This window comes from Rhodococcus sp. NPDC055112 (assembly GCF_053607505.1).
On record NZ_JBSGTR010000059.1, the window covers coordinates 1 to 20,550 of the forward strand.

A 20,550-nucleotide genomic window follows, 5' to 3' on the forward strand; every position below is an offset into this window, starting at 1 on the left:
GCCCCGTCGAGGCCGAGGTCGGTGAGCAGACCCGAGCCGTCCTCGAATTCGAGCAGGGCGAGCAGGATGTGTTCGGTGCCGATATAGTTGTGCCCCAACCGGAGTGCCGCCCGGAAGGTGAGCTCGAGGGCCTTCTTGGACTGCACGTCGAACGGGATGAGTTCGGGCAGCTCCCCGGCCTTCGCGGGCAGGGAGGCGGCCGCGGCGGCACGGGCCGCCTCCAGGGTGATGCCCTGCGCGACGACGAGCCGCGGACCGAGGCCCTCGGGGTCGGCAATCAGGCCGAGCACGAGGTGCGCAGGCAGGATCTGGTCGTTGCCTGCGGCGCGGGCCTCGTTCTGCGCCGCCATCACGACATTCTTGGCCCGGTCGGTGAACCGACTGAAGCCCTGACTCGGATCCAGGTCCGGCGATTCACCCTTGGGCACGAAGCGCTTCTGCGCGGCCTGCTTGCTGACGCCCATGCTGGCGCCGATGTCCTTCCAGGACGCCCCTGACCGCCGGGCCTGGTCGACGAAGTGCCCGATCAGGTGGTCGGCCACCTCCCCGAGGTGGTCGGCCGCGATGACCGCGTCGGACAGCTGGTCGAGCGCATCGGCGTGCGCCTTCTTGATGCCCGCGATCAGGTCGTCGAGGCGGACAGGATTCGTCATCTTCGTCGGCTTCACCATGCGTCAACCCTAGGTTGACAAACCCAGATCGTCAACCCTCGGTTGACGATCCGTTCATCACGCGCGACGTGGTGTCGACGCCGCCCGCGGCGGCGATGTGCTTCGCGGTGTCCACGTAGTGCCGCATCCGCGAGATCTTCCCGGCCCCGTCGAAGGACCACAGGTGCAGCTCCTCGTCGCGGTAGTGACCCCCGCCAGGGACCACGGCGTCGATGCTGATCTCCGCGGCCACCTGGCTCTCGCCCGCCATGATCGACAGGACCGCGAACTCACCGATGTCGAATCCGCCAACGATCCCAAAGAACTCGGCGGCACCCTCGCGGCCGCCCCGCCGACGCAGCCATGGCACGTCGGCGCGCTGCGCGAAGTTGTCGGCCCAGTCCTCCCAGCGCACGTCCTCGGCGAGCATGCCGAGGACCGCGCGGATGTCGCCGCGGGCGAACGCGGCATAGAGGGCTCCTACCGTCGCCGCATGGTCAGCGGCGGCGGCGCCGGGTTCGGTGCTCATAGCGCCCCTCCTGCCCGAGGGTGTCTCGCGGATGGAAGTCCCACCTTGGAGTATCGGCCGGTCGAAATGCGCAGCGCAAGCATTGCGGAACCGTGATGCGGCGCCGCGCGAATGCCTCGCCCGGCGCCGCTCACCGCTCTACGGTGGGAACCATGGCCACATCGACGGAGGAATACGACGTCATCGTGATCGGCGGTGGGCCGGCGGGCGAGAACGCCGCCGCCTACGCCGTCGCCGGTTCGGATCGGACCGCCGCGATCATCGAACACGAACTGCTCGGCGGCGAGTGTTCGTACTGGGCCTGCATGCCCAGCAAGGCCCTGCTGCGGCCCGCCGAGGTACTGGCGGCGGCCCGTGCCATGCCCGGCGTCCGCGAGTCTGTTGGCGACGCGACGCTGGACCGCCGCGCCGTGTTCGCCCGCCGCGACGAATTCACCAGTCACCACGACGATTCCGGGCAGCGAAAGTGGGCCGCCTCCGCGGGCATCGAGGTGATCCACGGGTCCGCCGCGCTCACCGGCGAACGCACCGTCGAGCTCTCCACCGGCGGCCACGGCGATCCACCGACCCGCACATTGCGGGCGCGGCACGCGGTAGTGGTCGCCACCGGCACCATCGCGTCGATACCGCCGGTGCCGGGGCTGCGCGAGGCGCTGCCGTGGATCTCCAGGGACGCCACCAACCTTCGGGAGGTGCCCGAGCGGGTCGCGATCATCGGCGGCGGCGTGGTCGCCACCGAGTGCGCGACGTGGCTGCTCGCCCTCGGGGTGCGCGAGCTGACCCTGATCGTCCGAGGCTCGGCGCTGCTCGCGTCCGCCGAGCCGTACGCGGGCGAACTCGTCGCCGAGTCCCTGCGGGCGTCGGGCGCGACGGTGCTGTTCGGCACCAGCCCGAGCGCCGTTCGCCGCGAGCAGCCGCGCGACACCGGCGTGGGCCGGATCCACGGCGGACCGGTGACCATCACCTTCGACGGCCGGGAACGAGGCGAGATCACCGTCGACGAGGTGATCGTCGCGGCCGGACGTCACCCCGCCACCTCCGGCCTCGGCCTCGCCGCGGTGGGGCTGACGGACGGGCGCACTCCCACCGACGACCATCTCGCCGTATCGGGCGTACCCGGCGAATGGCTCTACGCGGTCGGCGACGTCAACGGCCGCGCGGCGCTCACGCACATGGGCAAGTACCAGGGCCGGGTGTGCGGCGACGTGATCGCCGCCCGGGCGGAGGGCCGCGCACTGGACGGGGCCCGGTTCACCGCGAGCGCGGACCACGCCCAGGTGCCGCAGGTGGTGTTCACCTCCCCCGAGGTCGCCTCCGTCGGCCGCACCGAGCGCGCGGCCCGCGCGGACGGCATCGATGTCGAGACCGTCGAGATCGACATCGCGGTGGCCGGATCATCGCTGGCGCGAGACGATTTCACCGGTCGGGCGAAGCTGGTGATCGATCGTGGCACCGACACCCTGGTGGGCGCGACCTTCGCGGGAACCGAGGTGGCGGAGCTGGTCCACGCGGCCACCGTCGCGGTGGTCGGCGCGGTGCCGATGGAGTCGCTCTGGCACGCGGTGCCCTCGTACCCGACGGTCAGTGAGGTCTGGCTGCGGCTGCTGGAGGCCAGGCGTGGCTGACCCGTTGATCGTCGCCACCGACGCGGGCCGGGTCCGCGGTCGGGAACACGACGGCCTCCGGTCCTGGCGTGCGATCCCGTACGCCGCACCACCGGTGGGCGAGCTCCGGCTGCGGGCCCCGCAACCCGTCGCGCCGTGGTCCGGGGTGCGCGACGCGCTGGATTTCGGCCCGGCCGCGCCCCAGTCCGGGCGCGCCGAGCGGCGCGGGATCCGCACCGACGAGGACTGCCTGACCCTGAACGTGCTCACGCCAGCCGCACGGAGTTCCGCCCCTCGGCCGGTAATGGTGTTCATCCACGGCGGCGCGTACAGCGGCGGATCCTCGTCCACCGGCGTCTATCGGGGCGACACGCTCGTCCGGCGCGGCGACATCGTGTACGTGTCGCTGAACTACCGGCTCGGCGCGCTCGGCTACCTCGATTTCGGCGAATACTCCACCCCCGAACGGACTTTCGACTCCAACCTCGGCCTGCGCGATCAGCTCGCGGCGCTGCGCTGGGTGCGCCGCAACATCGCCGCGTTCGGTGGCGATCCGGACAACGTCACGCTGTTCGGGGAATCCTCCGGGGCCAACGCCGTGACCACCCTGATGTGCGTGCCTGCGGCCGAGGGCCTGTTCGCGCGCGCCATCGCGCAGAGCCCGCCCGCCGCCTCCGTCTACGGCCCCGGCCGCGCCAAGGCCTGGGCGGCCGAGTTCCTCGAGATCCTCGGCGCCGACGACGACGCGGCCCTTGCCCTCAGCACCGCGGACCCCGACGCGCTGGTCCGCGCGGGCGACGCCCTGACCGCGCGCGGCGCCGACGAGGAGCCCGGCACCAGGGCGTTCGCCCCCTTCGTCGACGGCGACCTCCTGCCGAGACACCCGCTCGACGCGTTCGCCGAGGGCCTCGCGCACGCCATCCCGCTGATCATCGGCACCAATGCCCGTGAGGGCACGATGTTTCCGCGGTTCCTCGACATCATCCCCACCGACCCGGTCCGGATCGAGAAGATGTTCTCCGAGACGGACCCCGAGCTCAAGGCCCGCATCCTGGCCGCCTACCCGGGCTACCCGGGTCGCCGGGCCGCCGTGCGGATCGGCGGTGACGCCACCTTCTGGGAGCCGACGATCCTCGTCGCCCAGGCGCACGCGGCCACCGCACCGACCTTCGACTACCGCTACGACTTCGCCCCGCGGCTGCTCAACGTCACCGGCTTCGGCGCCACCCACGCGACCGAGCTGCTCGCGGTCTTCGGAATCGGCGACGCCGCGCTCGGCCGGGCGGCCACCGTGCTGGGCGGCCGTCGCGGGCTGCGGGAGGCCACGGCCATCATGCAGTCGCACTGGCTGCACTTCGCCCGGTACGGGGCGCCCAGGTCCACCTGGCCGGCCTACACGGCAGCGCGGCGCGAGACGCTGATCGTCGACACCACCGCGCGGATCGAGAACGACCCGCATGGTGACCTGCGCCGGGCGTGGATCGGGTATCGGCACCGGCGCTGAGGTGCCGCGAACCTATTTCAGCAACCTCGACAGTCGCCGGTCGGCGAGGATCTTGCCGCCGGTCTGGCAGGTCGCGCAGTACTGAAACGACCGCTCCGCGAACGACACCTCCCGGACGGTGTCCCCGCACACCGGGCACGGCATCCCGGTCCTGGCGTGCACCCGCAACCCGGAGCGCTTCTCCCCCTTGAGCCGCGCGGCGTCCTGGCCAACCGAGCGGTCCACGGCGTCGGTCAGCTCCGCCCGCATCGCCGCGTGCAGGGTGGCCACCTCATCCGCGGTCAGCTTGTTCGCGGTGGCGAACGGCGACAGCTTGGCCAGGTGCAGGATCTCGTCGGAATACGCGTTGCCGATCCCGGCCAGCACTGACTGGTCGGTGAGCACGGTCTTGATCCGCTGCGAGCTCTTTCCCAGCAGCTCGGCGAATGCCGGTTCGGTGATGTCGAGCGCGTCGGGTCCGAGCTTCGCGATCCCCGGCACCTCGGCGGGGGTGCGCACCACCCAGACCGCGAGCCGCTTCTTGGTGCCCGCCTCGGTGAGGTCGAACGCCGGAGTCCCGCCGTCGGGGGTGAACAGGTGCACCCGCAGCGCCAGCGGGCTCTTGCCGCCTGGCTTCGGCGGCGTCGCGCTCGGGTTGTCGGCCCAGCGCAGCCAGCCGGCCCGGGAGAGGTGGGTGATCAGCCACAGCCCGTCCTCGTCGCCGCACCGGATCCCCAGGTGCTTGCCGAACCTGGCGGCGCCGACGACGTCCTTGCCCTGCAGGTCGGTGATCGGTGGGTCGAACGTCTTGAGCACGCTCAGCGCCGCGATGTCGATCCGGCCCACCACCGAGCCGACGGCATGCGTGCGCAGGAACTGTGCCAGGGCCTCTACCTCGGGCAGTTCGGGCATGCCAACAGCCTAGGCACCTTCGGCGCTTGTGCGCGCGTCTTGACCCGGTTGGGGTACAACACGCGCACAGTGCCCATCAGCTCCGCAGCAGATAGGTGTCCATGATCCAGCCCTTGCGCTCGCGCAGCTCGGCCCGAACGCGAACGATCTCGGCCTCGACCTCTCGCAGGTTCCCGGAGATCAGCACCTCGTCCTCGGTGCCCAGGTACGCGCCCCACCAGATCTGCACGTCGTCGCCGGGCACCTCGGTGAAGCTGCAGTCGGCGTCGAGCATCACCACCGCGTCCCGCACCCCCTCGGGCAGGCCGTCGCGCAGGCGTCGGCCGGTCGTGATGTGCACGGGCTCGCCGATCCGGTTGAGCACGATGCGGTGCTGCGCCGCCAGCGACTGCACGCTCGTGACCCCAGGGATCACCGAGTACTCAAACGTCGCGATGCCCCTGGCGAGCACCCGCTCGACGATCCGCAGGGTGCTGTCGTAGAGCGACGGATCGCCCCACACCAGGATCGCGCCGACGCCCTCGACGGCACCGAACTGCTCCTCGAAGATCGCGGCCCGCCGGTCGTGCCAGTCGTCGACGACACCCTCATAGTCCGACGGGGTCCGGTCGCGGGGCGGGTCCACGATGTCGACGATCCGGTAGGTCCCGCGCATGTGCTCGTCCAGGATCCCGGTGCGCAGGTCGACGAGGTCCTGCTTCTCGGCCCCCTTGCCGATGACGAAGAACACCTCGGCGCGGTTCATCGCCTTGATCGCCTGCACGGTCACCTGGTCGGGGTCGCCGGCGCCGATGCCGATCACGAGGAGTTCACGCATGACGGCAGGCTATCGCCCGTGAGTCCTTCCGGTCCCCCCGCGGGCCGAAAGGACTCACAGGTGGCGGAGCCGCCTAAACTGGCGGCCGTGCACACGCCCTACGAAGACCTGCTGCGACTCGTCATGGAGACCGGTACCCCGAAGGCGGACCGCACCGGCACGGGCACGCGCAGTGTGTTCGGCCACCAGATGCGGTTCGACCTGACCGAGGGCTTCCCGCTTATCACCACCAAGAAGGTGCACCTCAAGTCCATCGTCTACGAGCTGCTCTGGTTCCTGCGCGGCGAGTCGAACGTGAAGTGGCTGCAGGACCGCGGCGTCACGATCTGGGACGAGTGGGCCTCCCCCGAGGGCGAGCTAGGCCCGGTGTACGGCGTGCAGTGGCGGAACTGGCCCACGCCCAGCGGCGAGCACATCGACCAGATCACCCAGGTCATCGAGACCCTCAAGACCGATCCGGACTCGCGGCGGATGATCGTCTCTGCATGGAACGTGGGCGAGATCCCGCAGATGGCGCTCGCGCCGTGCCACGCCTTCTTCCAGTTCTACGTCGCCGACGGCAGGCTCAGCTCCCAGCTGTACCAGCGCAGCGCGGACCTGTTCCTCGGCGTGCCGTTCAACATCGCCAGCTATGCGTTGCTCACCCACATGGTCGCCGCGCAGACCGGCCTCGAGGTGGGCGAGTTCATCTGGACCGGCGGCGACTGCCACATCTACGACAACCACGTGGACCAGGTCACCGAGCAGCTCGGCCGCGAGCCGTACGAGTACCCGAAGCTCGTGCTCGCGCCCCGCGATTCCATCTTCGACTACGAGTTCGACGACATCGAGATCGTCGACTACCGCCATCACCCCGCCATCAAGGCACCGGTGGCGATCTAGTGCTCGGACTGATCTGGGCGCAGAACCCGGCAGGCGTCATCGGCCGCGACGGCGCGATCCCGTGGCGGATTCCCGAGGACATGGCCTACTTCAAGGACGTCACCTCGGGGCACCCGGTGGTGATGGGCCGGAAGACCTGGGACTCGCTGCCTCCCCGGTTCCGGCCGCTCACGGACAGGCGCAACATCGTGGTGACCCGCGACCCGGACTGGCGGGCCGAGGGCGCCGAGGCCGCGCACTCGGTCGAGTCCGCCCTCGTCCTGGCCGGACCCGGCGAGGCCTGGGTGATGGGGGGCGGCGAGATCTACACCGCGGCAATGCCGTTCGCCGACCGACTGTTCGTGACCGAGGTGGACCTGGACACCGAGGGCGACGCCTACGCGCCGAGGATCGGCGACGAGTGGACTCCCGCGACAACCGGCGACTGGCTGACCTCGGAGAGGAACGGACTGCGGTTCCGGTTCCGCACCTACATTCGCGGCTGATCGGTTCGGTCAGTAACGCCCCATGGGTGTGGTGGTGCGTCATACTCCAAGGGCAGGTCTTTCCCCAAGCCCAAGGAGAGGCGCTTCATGGACAAGAAGTCATTGACAGCCGTCGCCCGGCAGCAGCTCAAGCTCGCCGCCGCTGCCACCAGCGGGCGCAGCTCGCAGACCATCTACGGGGGCCATCAGCGCAGCCTCCGGCAGACGGTCGTCGGACTGAGCGCGGGCGAAGTGATGGCAGAGCACGACAGCCCGGGCGAGGCCACCCTGCTGGTGCTCAGCGGCAAGCTCGCACTGATCAGCGGCGAGGACTCCTGGAAGGGCTCGACCGGCGACATGCTGGTCATCCCGGCGGCCCGGCACAGCGTCGAGGCACTCGAGGACGTCGCCTTCCTGCTCACGGTGGCCGTGCCCAAGTAGCGCCCGGCCCGAGCGGGAATCACCCCGCGCCGCGCACCAACTCCGGGTCCGGCGCCGGCATGAACGCGATCGACAGCAGCGAGCTGACGAATTCGCGCAGCGACTGCTCCTGCGTGGTGTCCACGATGCCCTCGGTGACGATCAGCGACCCGATGATCCGAAAGGCCCACTCGGAGATCGCCTTCGGGCTGACCTCCGCGAGCTGCCCGGGCGTGAAAAGCCGCTGGAAGTGCGGGGTGAGCAGGTGCGCACCGAGCTCGACGAAGGGCTTGGCCCGCACCGTGAACCACGGCAGCACCACCTGAGGATCGTCGCGCAGGCCCTTCTGGAGCAGCGGGTGCGCACGCGCGTACTGCACGGCGAACACGATCGCATCGACGAATCCGACCCGCAGGTCCCGGCCCGGTTTCTGGTCGCTCCGCAGGCTCCGCTCCTGCCCACGCAACACGGGATCGAGCACGACGAAGAACCGGGTGATCTCGCGCTGGAAGAGGGCACCGAAGATCGCGTTCTGATCCCCGACGTACTTGTAGACGGTGGGCCGCGACAGTCCCGCGCGCTGCGCGATGGCCGCGTGCAGTCGGGAGGTGTACCCCAGCTCGATGACGCACTCGTGCGCCGCGTCCAGGATCTGCTCCCGGATCGCGTCCGGATCCACTGGTCTCGCTGAAGGCCTCACCGGCCGATTCTATGGCGACGCCTCCTCGAGCGGCGCCGACGCCGGAATCGGGCAAGAGAATGTGAATTCGGTTCACAGGTATCTATTGACCTCACCCGTCGAGCGGTTTACGTTTTTACAGAGAACGAAAACGTGCACGCGAAATGCCCGGCACCACACCGGGATCAGCCACGGAGGACAGCCATGTCGCAGGCCGCCACACCGCTCGACCGGGAGACGGTCGCGGATCGACTGCTCAAGGGCTCGGTCAAACGCTCGTACGCCCCCGTCGTGGACATCGACTGGGACGCGCCCCTCGAGGAGGGCAAGTACTTCCTGCCCCCGCACGTGCTCTCCCTCTACGGGACGCCGATGTGGGAATCGATGAGCGAGGTGCAGCGGATCGAGCTCTCCCGGCAGGAATCCGCGAACATCCTCAGCGTCGGGATCTGGTTCGAGAACATCCTCAATCAGGCCCTGCTGCGGGCGTTGTTGCACAACGACCCTGCCTCGCTGCACACCCGGTACGTGCTCACCGAGATGGGGGACGAGTGCAGGCACATGACCATGTTCGGCCGGGCGATCGAGCGGATGGGCGCCAAGCCGTACCAGCTACGACGACACCAGGCCCTGGTGGTGAACCTCCTGCCCAAGACGTTCCGCGGCACCATGCTGTGGGTGGCCGCCCTGATCGGCGAGGAGATCTTCGACGCCACCCAGCGCCGCGTACTCGACGACCCACAGCTGCAGCCGATGATCTCGCGACTGATGAAGATCCACGTCACCGAGGAATCACGCCACATCCGCTTTGCCCGCGAGGGCGTGCGCCGCCGGGTGGCGCAGAGCCATCGGATCGAACAGCTGTGGGTCGGAACGGTGCAGGGCATCGGCGGTCCGCTGTTCCAGCGGCTGTTCACCAACCCGGTGATGTACTCGCGGGCCGGCCTCGACCCCAAGGAGGCCCGCAGGCAGGCACTGGCGAACCCGTATTTCCGGGAGAACCAGCGCCGCGGCTTCGAATCGCTGGCCGCGTTCCTGGAGGAGAACGGGCTGATGCGGGCGAGTTCCCGGGCGATGTGGCGGCGCGGCGGCTTCCTGTGATGCCCGAGGCCGGGATCCTGGTCGTCGGCGCCGGATCCGCGGGACCGGGCATCGCACGCGCGCTCGAGGACTCCGGACGACCCGGCAACCTCGTCCTCGACCTGTCCGGCGGGCCGGGGACGGTCTCCTGCGACTTCGACGAGGCGACCGACCGGTGGCGGGTGCGGACCGAGTCCGGCGAGGTCCACCGCCCCCGGATCCTGGTGGCCGACCCCGCAATCGCCGTCCCGATCGTGGGCCGCGGTGGGACGAGCCTCGAGGAGGCCATGCGCGGCGAGCAGGCGGCCTATCTCGGCATCGCGCACACCGGCTTCCCGAACCTCTTCCTCGCCGCCTGCGGGCAGGCGGCGGACGAGGGCCGTCACATCCGCGCCTGCCTGACGATGATGACGGCCGAGGAGGCGACCCGGATCGAGGTGCGCGCGGGGGCCCAGCGCGAGTTCAACCGGATCGTCCACCGCGCGCCCGCCCGGTCGTGGTGGCGGCCGAGCCCGCGGGCCGTGCGTGGCCCCCAGCGGAACGCCTTCGAACTCAGCAACGTCGACGAACGCGAGGACGACGACGCCTACGCCGGGTCCGCGGCGCTGACGACCGACGACGTCACCCTGTCGGTGCAGGTGCACCTGAACGGCCACTTCGAACCACTCGACGGGAACTACCACTGGTACGGCCGGATCGCGGGCGAGGGGCTGACGGAGCAGAAGCAGCGCGGCCGATCCGCGATGCACCTCACCATCCCCGGCGGACCCGAGACGCCCGCGACGCTGGCCGAACAGGACCCGTGGGGCAACTACCGGATCACCGGCGTCGGCGCTCCCCCGTTCCCGCTCGAGCCGGTCGAGATCGCGGAGGTCCGTCGTCAGCAGGGCGCGGGGGGCACGCTCTGCTCGAAGCGGAACACGTTCTCCGGGTCGTAGGCGGCCTTGACCTGCCGCAGGCGCTCGCGGTTGGGCCCGTAGTAGTCGCGCTCCCAGTCCGATGCGGCGGCGTTGGGCACGTTGACGTAGGCACCGTCGCTGTACGGGCGCAGCGCACGCCAGAAGCCGGCCGCCCAGCCAAGAGCCTTCGAGTTCAGCTCGGGATCGTTCCAGGCCGCGCCCGGCTCGCAGTAGAACAACGCGTCGCGGTGCGGGAAAGCCGCCCCGCCCGGCGGGGCGTGCCGCACGGCACCACCGAAGCTCGAGCAGAAGAAGTTGCTCGGCGCGCTTGGCGTGTCGGCCATGTAGCGGACGACCAGATCGATCGCCTCGTCGGGGAACGGACGGGTGACGAAGTGGGAGTAGAACTTCCAGTTGGCCACGTCGTCCGGACCCCGGTCGACGCTGCCGTACACCGCGGGCCAGGCGTCCTCCATGACGGTCACCTCGGGGTCGCCGATCGTCAGCAGCGAGCGCAGCTGGTCGGTCAGCTCCCGGCGCGAGCCGTCGTAGAGCAACGCGGAGAGCTCGACCGCGGTGGAATCGATCTCGAGCGCGCTCGTCAGCCGCTCGTCGGCGACCGGCGCGTCCCGCTGCCATGTGCGCAGCAGCTCGCCCAGCTCGCCGTGCCCGGTCCACCTGGCGATCAGGAAGGTGACATCGGATAGCTCGTGCAGCCTCAATGTGTAGGACGTCGCGATCCCGAAGTTGCCGCCGCCCCCGCCGCGGCATGCCCAGAGCAGGTCGGAGTTGGTGGTCTCGGTGGCCTCGACAATCTTCGCCGAGCGCACGCCGTCGGCCACCACGAGCTCGGCGGCGAGCAGGTTGTCGCTGGCCATTCCCATGCGGCGGGTGAGCAATCCGAAGCCGCCGCCGAGGATCACGCCGCCGAGGCCGACGCCGCCCTCGGAGCCGGTCGGAACGACATATCCGCGCCGCCCGAGCGCCGCGACCGCCTCGGTCTGGGTGAGCCCCGTCCCGACCGTTGCCGTGCGCGCCGTCTCGTCGATCTCGACGTCCTTCATCCGGCTGACGTCGACGACCAGACCGCCGTCGAGCGAGGACCAGCCCTCGAGGCTGTGGCGGCCGCTGCGGGCGCGCAGGGCGATGCCCTCCTCCCGAGCCCACTCGACAGCAGCGACCACCTCGTGCGCGTCGCAGCAGAACACGATCGCCTCGGGATAGCGGGAGTACAGGCGGTTCCAGCCGACCCGCGCCGCCTCGTATCCGGGATCGCCCGGACGCACCACCTCACCCGTCAGCCTGGCGGTAGCACTCACTCGGTCACCTCCGGTCAATGCTTGTAGACGCTGTTATCTCCTGGCTCGGTCTCGAGCACCTCGCGATCGAAGAACCACATGGCGAGGAAGAACAGCCCGCCCAGGACGAGCAGACCCCCCACGATCAGGACGGGGACCAACGCCTCCCCCGGGGATATCAGCACGAACAGCACGACCGCCATCCACACCAACGCCCCGACCGCGACGGGTAGTTCGAACCGCCCGAGGTTGAATCCGCCCTCCTTGCGGTCCAACCGCTTGCGCACCGCAAGGTAGAGGACGACGGTCGCTGCGTAGACGATGGCCGTGAGCAGCGTCCCCGCCACGATCAACTTCAGCAGCGCATCGCCGGGAAGCGCAACCATCAGGACGACCCCGACGACGAGGATCAGGATCGTCGCCTGGACCGGGGTCTGCGTGCGCGGGTTGATCCGCCGCATCACCCGGTAAGCGGGGAACCGGGAGTCACGCGCCATCGCGAAGACGATCCGCGAACACGCGGCCATCGTGACCATCCCGGCGGCGAAGAAGGCGAACGTGATCGCGACCAGGAGTGTCCGCTCCATCACGGGACCGAGCTGATCGCGCATGATCGTGGCGACCGGCGACTCGCTCTTGCTGATCCGGGGGATGTCGTCGATCGCGACGGTGAGTGCGATCAGGAACACCATTCCCAGTGCCCCGGCCGCCGCGACCGATCCCACGATCGCGCGCGGGACGCTGCGGAAGGGATCCTTGGCTTCCTCGGCCAGGTTCGCCGCGGCGTCGAAGCCGACGAGCGTGGCCAGGCCCATGATCATCGCGGCCATCAACCCGCCGCCGACGGCGAAATAGTCGGGTGCGTTCTCGGTGACACCGCGCGAGGTGAGGTTGCCCGCCCCGCCGTCACCCGTGATCAGGACGGCGACGATGAGCGCAATCGCCAGCACCACGACGATCACCAGCTCGAGCCCCACCGCGCTGGTGTTGATCATCGCGACGATGCGCGTCGAGAACACCACGAGCAATGCCTGGATGAGCATCATCACCAGCGTGATCACGCGCGCGGTGTCTTCGTCCGGCGCCATGCCGAAGAGCGGCATGAATGCCTGACTGGCAAGGGCATTGTCGACCGCCACGACACCGAATGACAGGTAGCAGACGGTCAGCCACCCGAACCCCCAGCCGATCTTCGGGTTGGCCAGGCGTGAGGCCCACTGGTAGGTGGAGCCGCTGAGCGGGATGCGAGCCGCGAACTGCGCATACACCAGCGCCACCAGGATCTGCCCGACCACCGCGATCGCCCAGAGCCAGATCCCGACCGGCCCCCCGTTCTGCAGCACGTCGTCGTAGGTCCCGAAGATGCCGACCGCCACCGAGATGAAGGCGAAGGAGATCGCGAACACCTGAAAGGAACCGAGCGTCCGCTTCAGTTCCTGGTGGTAGCCACCACTCTCGACGGAACTCTCGGCGTCCGCCGCGCCGGGCGCAGCTTCGACCATCTCAGCCACCCCACCTTCCGTCGGAAACCCGCGGGAGCTGTCGTGACAGGTCTCCGGGAGGCCAGGAGCGAGACCGGTCTGCTTCATCGTCCTCCGATCGGGTACGGATGTCAGCGTTGGTTCGGGCTCCTAAACACTCTGGTCCGGTACGCGATAGCGTCGAGGTCATGACTGAGCTGTTCGAACGCGAGGGCGTGAGCGGCGTTCTCCATCGGCCCGCAGGGGATCCTGTCGGCGCCCTTCTGCTCGCACACGGGGCGGGCGGCAACCGCGACGCCAAGATGTTGCAGCGGGCGGCAACAGAGTTCGCGCAGCACGGGCTGCTCGTGCTCCGCTACGACCTGCCCTTCCGCCAGCGCAGGCCGAAGGGCCCGCCGAGTCCGTCCACCGCGGGCGGCGATCGCGAGGGCATCGCGGCCGCAGGGGCTGCGGTGCGCGAACTCTGCTCGGGCCCAGTGATTCTCGGCGGACACTCCTACGGCGGCCGCCAGTCCACCATGCTCGCGGCGGAGCATCCCGAGTCCTGCGACGGCCTCGTGCTGTTCTCGTATCCGCTGCATCCGCCGGGAAAGCCGGAGAAGGCGAGGACCGCCCACCTGCCGGACCTGCGTGTTCCGTGCGTGTTCGTGCACGGCAGCCGGGACCCGTTCGGGACCCCGGACGAGATGCGCGCGGCACTCGAACTGGTGCCGACGCCGACGCGACTCGTGCTGGTCGAGGGCACCGGACACGACCTCGCCCCGGACAAGAGCGCCGCCGCGCAGCTGGCGGTCGAGGCCGCCGCCGACCTGTTCGAGTTCTAGCGGCCCGTCGCCCACCCGAGCGAGGCGCCGAGCAGGGCCCGACTGTGCGGCGCGAACGGCCACGACGGGTCGACGAGGCGCCGCCGCAGGCTCGCCTCGGTCCACCACCCTCCGTCGGCGATCTCCTTGTCCTGGTGCCGGATCGGCCCGTCGTACCGCCCCTCGAACGCGTGGAGGTGGCATCGCAGCGGTCGTCCCGCCCAGCTCCCGTCCCAGGAGATACGCGCCAGTGGCGACAGCGCGACGCCGGTGACGCCCAGTTCCTCCCCCAGCTCGCGGCGGGCCGTCTGCTCGGGGCTCTCCCCCGGGTCGACCCCACCGCCCGCGATGCAGTCGTGCAACCCCGCGAACACCTCCTTGTCGTGCGAGCGGCGGTGCACATAGATCCACCCACCGTCGAGGGACCGCAGTAGGACCCCCGCGCTGGCCAGCCACAGTCCCTCCGCGAAGGCCCGTGACCTCGGCGCGGTGCCGACCTCTCGGCCTGCGTCGTCGAAGATCGCCAGCACCTCGTCCCTGGACCGCAGGTCGGTGCGCTCACTCATGCGGGATCACCCGCCCGAGCCGAGGGCCGGGCGAGCAGGCGCACCGCGGCGGCCGCGATCCGCTCCCCCGTGAGCCCGTGCTGGGCCAGCAGGTCTCCCCGTCCGCCGTGATCGATGAAGGCGCGCGGGAGCCCGAGTGGCAGAACGGGCGTCGTCACGTCGGCATCGGCGCAGGCCTCCACGAGAAGCGCCCCCATGCCCCCGGACCGGGCGGCATCCTCGACCGTGACGACGACGCGGTGACGCGCGGCCAGCTCGATCAGGGCCGGGCCGATCGGGATGATCCAGCGCGGATCGACCACCGTGGCGCCGATCCCGGATCCGTGCAGGAGTGCCGCGGCGTCGAGGCAGGGACCCGCCATCGCTCCGGCGGCGACCAGCAGCACTTCCGGCGATGGCGCCCCGGAGGCGTACACGATGTCCAGGCCGTCCACCCGGGCGACCGCCGGGATATCCGGTCCCGCCGTCGCTTTGGGATAGCGGATCACCGTCGGCCCTCGCTCGTCGGCGACGGCCTCGCGAAGGAGTTCACGCAGCGAGGCGGGATCACGCGGCGCCGCGACGCGCACGCCCGGCACCACGCTCATGAGCCCGGTGTCCCACATGCCGTGATGGGAGGCGCCGTCGGGACCGGTGATGCCTGCCCGGTCCAGCACGAAGGTGACCGGCTGCCGCTGCAGGGCGACGTCCATCAGCACCTGGTCGAAGGCCCTGTTGAGGAAGGTGGCGTAGAGGCACACCACAGGGTGCAGTCCCCCCATCGCCAGGCCCGCTGCCGAGCAGACGGCGTGCTGTTCGGCGATTCCGACATCGAAGACCCGCTCGGGGAACGCCCGGGCGAAGCGGCCTAGCCCGACCGGATTCGTCATCGCAGCGGTCACGCAGACCACGTCGGGACGACGCTCGCCGATCCGCACGATCTCGTCGCCGAAAACATCTGTCCACGTTGGCTTTCCCGGCGCCAAGGCGGAACCCGTCGCGGAGTCGAGGACCCCGATGCCGTGCATCCGGTCGGCCTCGTCGGCTTCCGCAGGCCCGTAGCCCTTGCCCTTGGCGGTGACGACGTGCACGAGGACGGGCCGGCCGAGCGAGCGGGCGTGGTCGAACGCGGACTCGAGGGCCGCGACGTCGTGGCCGTCGACGGGTCCGATGTAGGCGAGACCGAGGTGCTCGAACACGGTGTTCGCGACCCACCGGGGAGCAGGTGACGGTCCGGTGGCGGAGGCGTCCTCGGGGCGAGTCCTCCGCAGCGCAGCCAGGTGCGCGGCCAGGCCCCCGACCGTGGGATCGTAGGAGCGGCCGTTGTCGTTGAGCACGACCACAACGGGTCTGCCCGGTCCAGGGACGGACAGATTGTTGAGTCCTTCCCAGGCGAGGCCGCCGGTCATCCCGCCGTCCCCGATCACCGCCACGACCCGGCGCCCCTTCTCGCCCCGCAACGCAAAGGCCTTGGCCAGTCCGTCGGCGTAGGAGAGCGCGGTCGACGCGTGGGAGTTCTCCACCGTGTCGTGCGCGGACTCACCCCGGCTCGGATAGCCGGACAGCCCGCCCTCCTGGCGGAGCCCGCCGAAGGCGGCACCGCGGCCGGTCAGGATCTTGTGGACGTAGGTCTGGTGTCCGGTGTCGAAGATCAGGACGTCTCGCGGCGAGTCGAATGCCCGGTGCAGGGCGACGGTCAGCTCGACGACCCCCAGATTCCCGCCGAGATGCCCGCCGGTGGCGCACACCTTCTGGATCAGAAAGGCCCGGATCTGAGTGCAGAGCTCGGCGATCTCACCGGGATCGAGGCCCCGGATGTCACCGGGACCGGCGAGCTTCGCGAGCAACGGCCATGCACCGAGATCACCCGCATCCGCCGCGGTGTTCCTGTCGACCTCCGATGCGCCTGCTGACAGGCCGACGACAGCCACCTCAGCGGCCCAGCCTCGAATCCAGGTCTCGTACGAGCGCTCCGGACGGAACAGAACTGGTGGTCATGGCAACGCCCCCTGAATCGATGTGTCGTCACATTTCCTTCAGTACGCATGTGCTCACTAGATGCCTGCCCACACCCCCGGCAGGCGGCCGACGCACCCGACGGCCTGGCACGACCCTATTTCAGAGTTTCGCCGATTGCACACCAATCGGGTGGGACACGACGGTTCTGAGCGCACATCCCGATCCACGAAATCATTTGATCTTCAACATCTTCTGCCGGTTCGGTCTGGCCCCGACGCACCCGATGCAGCAAAATCGAAGTCATGACCGAACCCGAGATCGTCATCGAGACCACCATCGCGGCCGAGCCGGAACGCGTGTGGCCGGCGTTGCGCGATCCCGCCCTCATCCGGCGCTGGCACGGCTGGGAGTACGACGGTCCCGGCGGACTCGACGACGAGATCCGCGAGATCTACATCGACGGCGCCGACGCGGATGCCGCCACGTTGACGCTGACGGCCCAGGGCGGTGACCGGTTCACCCTGAGGCCCGCCTCCGAGGGCACCGTCGTACGGATCACCCGATCCGCCAAGGGATCCCACCCGGAGTGGGACGACTGGTACGAGGACGTCACCGAGGGCTGGACGACCTTCCTGCAACAGCTGAAGTTCGCGATGGAACGGCACGATCTCGCCGAACGACACACGCTGTACCTCGACGGCCCGACCTCGGGGGCCACCGCGATGGAATTGCTGGGCGTGGCGGGGATAACCGGTCCGCCCGGCTCCGCGTACACCGCCCTCGTCGCGACCGGCGACGCACTCAGCGGCACGGTGTGGTTCCGCTCGCCCAAGCAGCTCGGGCTGACCGTCGACGCCCTCGGCCCTGGGCTCCTGATCCTCGCGATCCAGCCGCAGAACGAGCAGCGCCCCGGCGGCGGCGCCCAGATCATCCTGAGCGGCTACGGCCGGGGCGCCGAGGAGTTCGAGGCCCTCGCGGACCGGTGGACCCACTGGTGGGACACCCGTGAGAGTCCCGGGACCTGCTGCTAGCTCATCACCATGCCCATGCTCGGCATCCAGATGGTGCTCTTGACGACATCCTCCGGCTTCGGGCCGACCTTGTGCCAGAGCGAGCCGTAGACCGCGCCGACGACCATGCCCTTGCCGACGTTCAGCGGGGCGGTGGAGATGACGGTGGGGACGACCTTGTTGTTCTGGTCGAGCCGGGTGATGCCGCTCGTTCCGTTGGCCAGGCTGTACCAGACCACGTTCAGCTCGGCGCCCGTCTGGTTGTCGGCGATGCTCCCCGGTCCGCCGAAGAAGCCGAAGCGGAACTCGTTGTTCATGTTGGTGGCCACCCCCGAGCCGTAGAGCTGGCCGAGGACCTCGCCGCCCTGTCCGGTGTCGGAGTACGCGGGCACCGGGAAGATCTGTCCCGGCAGGGTGAGGACGGGCTTGCCGAGCCCCTTCGCCACGTCCTGCGGCGAGGCGATCAGCCGCTCGATCGCGGCCTCCGCGTCGGCGTTGCCCGCGGCGGCGGCGCGCAGCCCGGAGGCGGCCGAGCCGAGGTCGGCAGGCTGGGCGGCGGGTGCGGCGGCGGCCGTCCCGGTGACGAGGGCGGTGGCGGCTGCTGCGGACGTGAGGGCCACGGCAATCCGGCGGCGGACGGTGAATCGCTGCTTCATTGAGGCTCCTTTACCGAAGGGTTAGCTATCAAAAGCATCGGAACCGGTCTGTTTCCGTTACAGCGACTACGCTGCCGCTCATGGTCGAAATTCCAGCCGACGGCCTGAATGCCCTGCTCAGCGACGTCCACGAACGGCTGAGCGAGGTCGTCACGTCGCCAGAGAAGCTGCGCGATCTGCTCCGCGCGACCCTCGTGGTGGGGGCGGGGCTCGAACTCGACCCCACGCTGCAGCGGATCGTGCAGGCGGCCACCCAGCTCCTCGGCGCCCGGTACGGCGCACTCGGGGTCCGAGCGCCTGGCGGTGGGCTGTCGGAGTTCGTCTACGAGGGGATCGACGCGGGCGAACGCGCGACGATGGGCCATCTGCCCGAGGGCCGTGGGCTGCTCGGACTGCTCATCGACGACCCCAGGCCCGTTCGCATCCGCGAACTCGACCGGCACGCGGCCTCGGTCGGGTTCCCGCCGAACCACCCACCGATGAGCAGCTTCCTCGGCGTCCCGATCATCGTCAGGGGCCGGGCGTTCGGCAGCATCTACCTCACCGAGAAACGGGACGCACCGGAGTTCACCGACGAGGACGAGGTGATCCTCACGGTGCTCGCCGAGTCCGCCGCGCTCGCCGTCGACAACGCGCGGCTGTTCGAGGAGTCCCGCACCAGGGAACGTTGGTTGCGCGCGGTGGCGGCGATCAACTCGAGCCTGCTGATCGGCGGGTCCGTCCCGGAGACCCTCGACCTGCTGGTGCGGCGGGTCCTCGAGCTGACCTCGGCGGGGGCGGTCACGCTGCTCGATGCGTCGTCCGGCACCGCGATCGTCGCGGCCACCACCGACCACCGTCGCGGCGACGGGGTGGCCGACCTCGCCTGCCCGCCGGTCGAGGAGGCACTCCGGACCGGCCGAGCCCAGCTCACCGAGCCCGCCTCGGGATCGGGACCTGCCGCGGTCCTCCCCGTGTCGGGGCCGCAGCACATCGAGGGCGCGCTGGTGGTGACCATGGGTGCGGGTACGCACGCCTGGGACCCCGACGAGCTCAGCAGGCTGGCCTCGATGGCGGACCTGGCCGCGGTCGCGCTGGAGTTCGCGCACCGACAGCGTCAGCAGCGACTGCTCGACGTGCTCGCCGACCGCGACCGCATCGCCAGGGACCTGCACGACAACGTCATCCAGCGACTGTTCGCCACCGGCATGAGCCTGCAGAGCATCGCCTTGCCCGCGCCCGACGGCGAGGTGCTGGCCCGATCCGTCGAACAGCTCGACCGGACGGTGCGGGAGATCCGAACCACCATCTTCGACCTGCAGACCGGCGACACCGCCACCCCCGCGAGCCTGCGCAGGCGCCTGCTCGATGTGATCGGCGAGGTCACCCCGCAGTCCGCGATCACCCCGACGGTCCAGTTCTCGGGACCGATCGACACCCTGGTCCCGGCACCGGTCCACCCGCACGCCGAGGCGGTGCTGCGGGAGGGGCTGAGCAACGCCCGGCGGCATGCGAGCGCCTCGTCGATAGCCGTATCCATCACCGCCGCAGAAGAATTCACGATCGTGATCACCGATGACGGGGTCGGGATATCCGGCGACGAGCCACGCAGCGGACTGGCCAACCTGGACCGTCGCGCGGCCACGTGCGCCGGGCGGTGTGAGGTGACCGCGGCGGTCGGCGGCGGAACCGTGCTGACCTGGCGGGTGCCGATGGGCGTGCCCGGCTAGCGGTCCCGTCCCGGCCGGCCACGCAGCTCGGTGGCCAGCACCGCGGCCTGGGTCCGGCGCTGCATGCCGAGCTTCGCGAGAATCCTGGACACGTAGTTCTTCACCGTCTTCTCGGCCAGGAACAGGCGCCCGCCGATCTCCCGGTTCGTCAGCCCCTCACCGATGAGCTCGAACACGGCCCGCTCCTGCTCCGACAGCCCCGACACCGCAACGCCCTGATCGCGTTGCGCGCGGATCCGGCCCAGCACTGCGGCGGTGGCGCCTGCGTCGATCAGGGAGCCGCCCGCGCCGACCGTCCGGATGGCCGCGACCAGGTCCGTGCCGAGGATCTGCTTGAGCAGGTACCCCGAGGCACCCGCCATCACCGCGTCGAACAGCGCCTCGTCGTCCGAGTAGGAGGTGAGCATCAGGCAGCGCAGGTCCGGCTGCGCCGAGCGCAGGTCCCGACACAGTTCGACGCCGCTGCCATCGGGCAACCGCACGTCGAGGACCGCGACGTCCACCTCCGCTTTCGGCACCGCCACCAGCGCCTCACCCACCGAGGCCGCCTCGCCGACGACGGTGAAGTCGGGGACGCCCGCGAGCAGGTCCACCAGACCGCGGCGAACGATCTCGTGGTCGTCGACCAGGAAGATCCGCATGCTCATGGCCTCGATCCCAGCACATCGGG

At 70.0% G+C, this 20,550-nt stretch carries 21 protein-coding genes; 10 read left to right on the forward strand and 11 right to left on the reverse strand.

Annotated features, from left to right (window positions below; translation table 11 throughout):
- Together ACWFRB_RS21350 and ACWFRB_RS21355 are read right to left on the reverse strand one after the other, a co-directional pair.
- On the reverse strand, positions 1-671 hold a 671-nt coding region (locus ACWFRB_RS21350; RefSeq protein WP_452643261.1), incomplete at its 3' end, for a Clp protease N-terminal domain-containing protein.
- Positions 672-702: 31 nt separating this feature from the next.
- Complete coding sequence (locus ACWFRB_RS21355; protein WP_452643262.1) at positions 703-1,179, reverse strand: nuclear transport factor 2 family protein; 477 nt, start codon at positions 1,177-1,179, stop codon at positions 703-705.
- 152 nt (positions 1,180-1,331) lie between these two features.
- Between ACWFRB_RS21355 and ACWFRB_RS21360 the strand changes: the two genes are divergently transcribed.
- Together ACWFRB_RS21360 and ACWFRB_RS21365 are read left to right on the forward strand one after the other, a co-directional pair.
- Positions 1,332-2,804, forward strand: a complete 1,473-nt coding sequence (locus ACWFRB_RS21360; RefSeq protein WP_452643263.1) for a dihydrolipoyl dehydrogenase family protein — start codon at positions 1,332-1,334, stop codon at positions 2,802-2,804.
- Complete coding sequence (locus tag ACWFRB_RS21365; protein ID WP_452643264.1) at positions 2,797-4,287, forward strand: carboxylesterase/lipase family protein; 1,491 nt, start codon at positions 2,797-2,799, stop codon at positions 4,285-4,287. The genes ACWFRB_RS21360 and ACWFRB_RS21365 overlap by 8 nt, the downstream gene beginning before the upstream one ends.
- Positions 4,288-4,299: 12 nt before the next feature.
- On the opposite strand, the gene ACWFRB_RS21370 is transcribed toward ACWFRB_RS21365, so the two are convergent.
- Together ACWFRB_RS21370 and cobF are read right to left on the reverse strand one after the other, a co-directional pair.
- A complete protein-coding gene (locus tag ACWFRB_RS21370; RefSeq protein ID WP_452643265.1) occupies positions 4,300-5,178 on the reverse strand; it encodes an Fpg/Nei family DNA glycosylase in 879 nt (292 codons plus the stop codon).
- A gap of 76 nt (positions 5,179-5,254) precedes the next feature.
- Complete coding sequence (gene cobF, locus ACWFRB_RS21375) at positions 5,255-5,995, reverse strand: precorrin-6A synthase (deacetylating) (protein ID WP_452643266.1); 741 nt, start codon at positions 5,993-5,995, stop codon at positions 5,255-5,257.
- A gap of 123 nt (positions 5,996-6,118) precedes the next feature.
- On the opposite strand from cobF, the gene ACWFRB_RS21380 reads away from it, so the two are divergent.
- From ACWFRB_RS21380 to ACWFRB_RS21390, 3 genes are all read left to right on the forward strand, one after another.
- Complete coding sequence (locus ACWFRB_RS21380; protein ID WP_452643295.1) at positions 6,119-6,877, forward strand: thymidylate synthase; 759 nt, start codon at positions 6,119-6,121, stop codon at positions 6,875-6,877.
- Positions 6,877-7,362 (forward strand): dihydrofolate reductase, encoded by a 486-nt coding sequence (locus ACWFRB_RS21385; protein WP_452643267.1) that lies wholly within the window; start codon positions 6,877-6,879, stop codon positions 7,360-7,362. Before ACWFRB_RS21380 ends, ACWFRB_RS21385 begins: the two co-directional genes overlap by 1 nt.
- 87 nt (positions 7,363-7,449) lie before the next feature.
- On the forward strand, positions 7,450-7,782 hold the full coding sequence (locus ACWFRB_RS21390; RefSeq protein ID WP_027500871.1) for a cupin domain-containing protein: 333 nt from the start codon (positions 7,450-7,452) through the stop codon (positions 7,780-7,782).
- A 19-nt stretch (positions 7,783-7,801) separates the two neighbouring features.
- On the opposite strand, the gene ACWFRB_RS21395 is transcribed toward ACWFRB_RS21390, so the two are convergent.
- Positions 7,802-8,461, reverse strand: a complete 660-nt coding sequence (locus ACWFRB_RS21395) for a TetR/AcrR family transcriptional regulator (protein WP_452643268.1) — start codon at positions 8,459-8,461, stop codon at positions 7,802-7,804.
- Between the two features lie 183 nt (positions 8,462-8,644).
- Between ACWFRB_RS21395 and ACWFRB_RS21400 the strand changes: the two genes are divergently transcribed.
- Positions 8,645-9,541 (forward strand): AurF N-oxygenase family protein, encoded by an 897-nt coding sequence (locus ACWFRB_RS21400; protein WP_452643269.1) that lies wholly within the window; start codon positions 8,645-8,647, stop codon positions 9,539-9,541.
- Positions 9,541-10,458: a DUF4873 domain-containing protein gene (locus tag ACWFRB_RS21405; protein WP_452643270.1), complete on the forward strand. Its 918-nt coding sequence runs from the start codon at positions 9,541-9,543 to the stop codon at positions 10,456-10,458. The genes ACWFRB_RS21400 and ACWFRB_RS21405 overlap by 1 nt, the downstream gene beginning before the upstream one ends.
- Here the strand turns inward: ACWFRB_RS21405 and ACWFRB_RS21410 are convergent.
- Together ACWFRB_RS21410 and ACWFRB_RS21415 are read right to left on the reverse strand one after the other, a co-directional pair.
- Entirely contained in the window at positions 10,401-11,738 is a 1,338-nt protein-coding gene (locus ACWFRB_RS21410; protein WP_452643271.1) for an FAD-binding oxidoreductase, read from the reverse strand. The genes ACWFRB_RS21405 and ACWFRB_RS21410 overlap by 58 nt on opposite strands.
- A 14-nt stretch (positions 11,739-11,752) precedes the next feature.
- A complete protein-coding gene (locus ACWFRB_RS21415) occupies positions 11,753-13,219 on the reverse strand; it encodes an APC family permease (RefSeq protein WP_452643296.1) in 1,467 nt (488 codons plus the stop codon).
- Between the two features lie 167 nt (positions 13,220-13,386).
- Here ACWFRB_RS21415 and ACWFRB_RS21420 point away from each other — a divergent pair, with 167 nt between their 5' ends.
- Positions 13,387-14,022, forward strand: coding sequence for an alpha/beta hydrolase family protein (locus ACWFRB_RS21420; protein ID WP_452643272.1), 636 nt, complete (start codon positions 13,387-13,389; stop codon positions 14,020-14,022).
- Here the strand turns inward: ACWFRB_RS21420 and ACWFRB_RS21425 are convergent.
- Both ACWFRB_RS21425 and ACWFRB_RS21430 read right to left on the reverse strand, forming a co-directional pair.
- The gene (locus tag ACWFRB_RS21425) at positions 14,019-14,567 is read right to left on the reverse strand and encodes an NUDIX hydrolase (RefSeq protein ID WP_452643273.1); all 549 of its coding nucleotides are present in this window, start codon (positions 14,565-14,567) and stop codon (positions 14,019-14,021) included. The two genes, ACWFRB_RS21420 and ACWFRB_RS21425, sit on opposite strands and share 4 nt — an antisense overlap.
- Complete coding sequence (locus tag ACWFRB_RS21430; RefSeq protein ID WP_452643297.1) at positions 14,564-16,393, reverse strand: 1-deoxy-D-xylulose-5-phosphate synthase; 1,830 nt, start codon at positions 16,391-16,393, stop codon at positions 14,564-14,566. The genes ACWFRB_RS21425 and ACWFRB_RS21430 overlap by 4 nt, the downstream gene beginning before the upstream one ends.
- Before the next feature lie 414 nt (positions 16,394-16,807).
- On the opposite strand from ACWFRB_RS21430, the gene ACWFRB_RS21435 reads away from it, so the two are divergent.
- Entirely contained in the window at positions 16,808-17,536 is a 729-nt protein-coding gene (locus ACWFRB_RS21435) for an SRPBCC family protein (RefSeq protein WP_452643274.1), read from the forward strand.
- Here ACWFRB_RS21435 and ACWFRB_RS21440 read toward each other — a convergent pair.
- Positions 17,533-18,171 carry a Tat pathway signal protein gene (locus ACWFRB_RS21440; protein ID WP_452643275.1) on the reverse strand — a complete coding sequence of 213 codons (639 nt, stop codon included), beginning with the start codon at positions 18,169-18,171 and terminating at the stop codon, positions 17,533-17,535. The genes ACWFRB_RS21435 and ACWFRB_RS21440 overlap by 4 nt on opposite strands.
- Positions 18,172-18,251: 80 nt before the next feature.
- Between ACWFRB_RS21440 and ACWFRB_RS21445 the strand changes: the two genes are divergently transcribed.
- Complete coding sequence (locus ACWFRB_RS21445; protein WP_452643276.1) at positions 18,252-19,880, forward strand: GAF domain-containing protein; 1,629 nt, start codon at positions 18,252-18,254, stop codon at positions 19,878-19,880.
- Here the strand turns inward: ACWFRB_RS21445 and ACWFRB_RS21450 are convergent.
- The gene (locus tag ACWFRB_RS21450; RefSeq protein WP_452643277.1) at positions 19,877-20,527 is read right to left on the reverse strand and encodes a response regulator; all 651 of its coding nucleotides are present in this window, start codon (positions 20,525-20,527) and stop codon (positions 19,877-19,879) included. The genes ACWFRB_RS21445 and ACWFRB_RS21450 overlap by 4 nt on opposite strands.
- Positions 20,528-20,550: the final 23 nt, after the last annotated feature.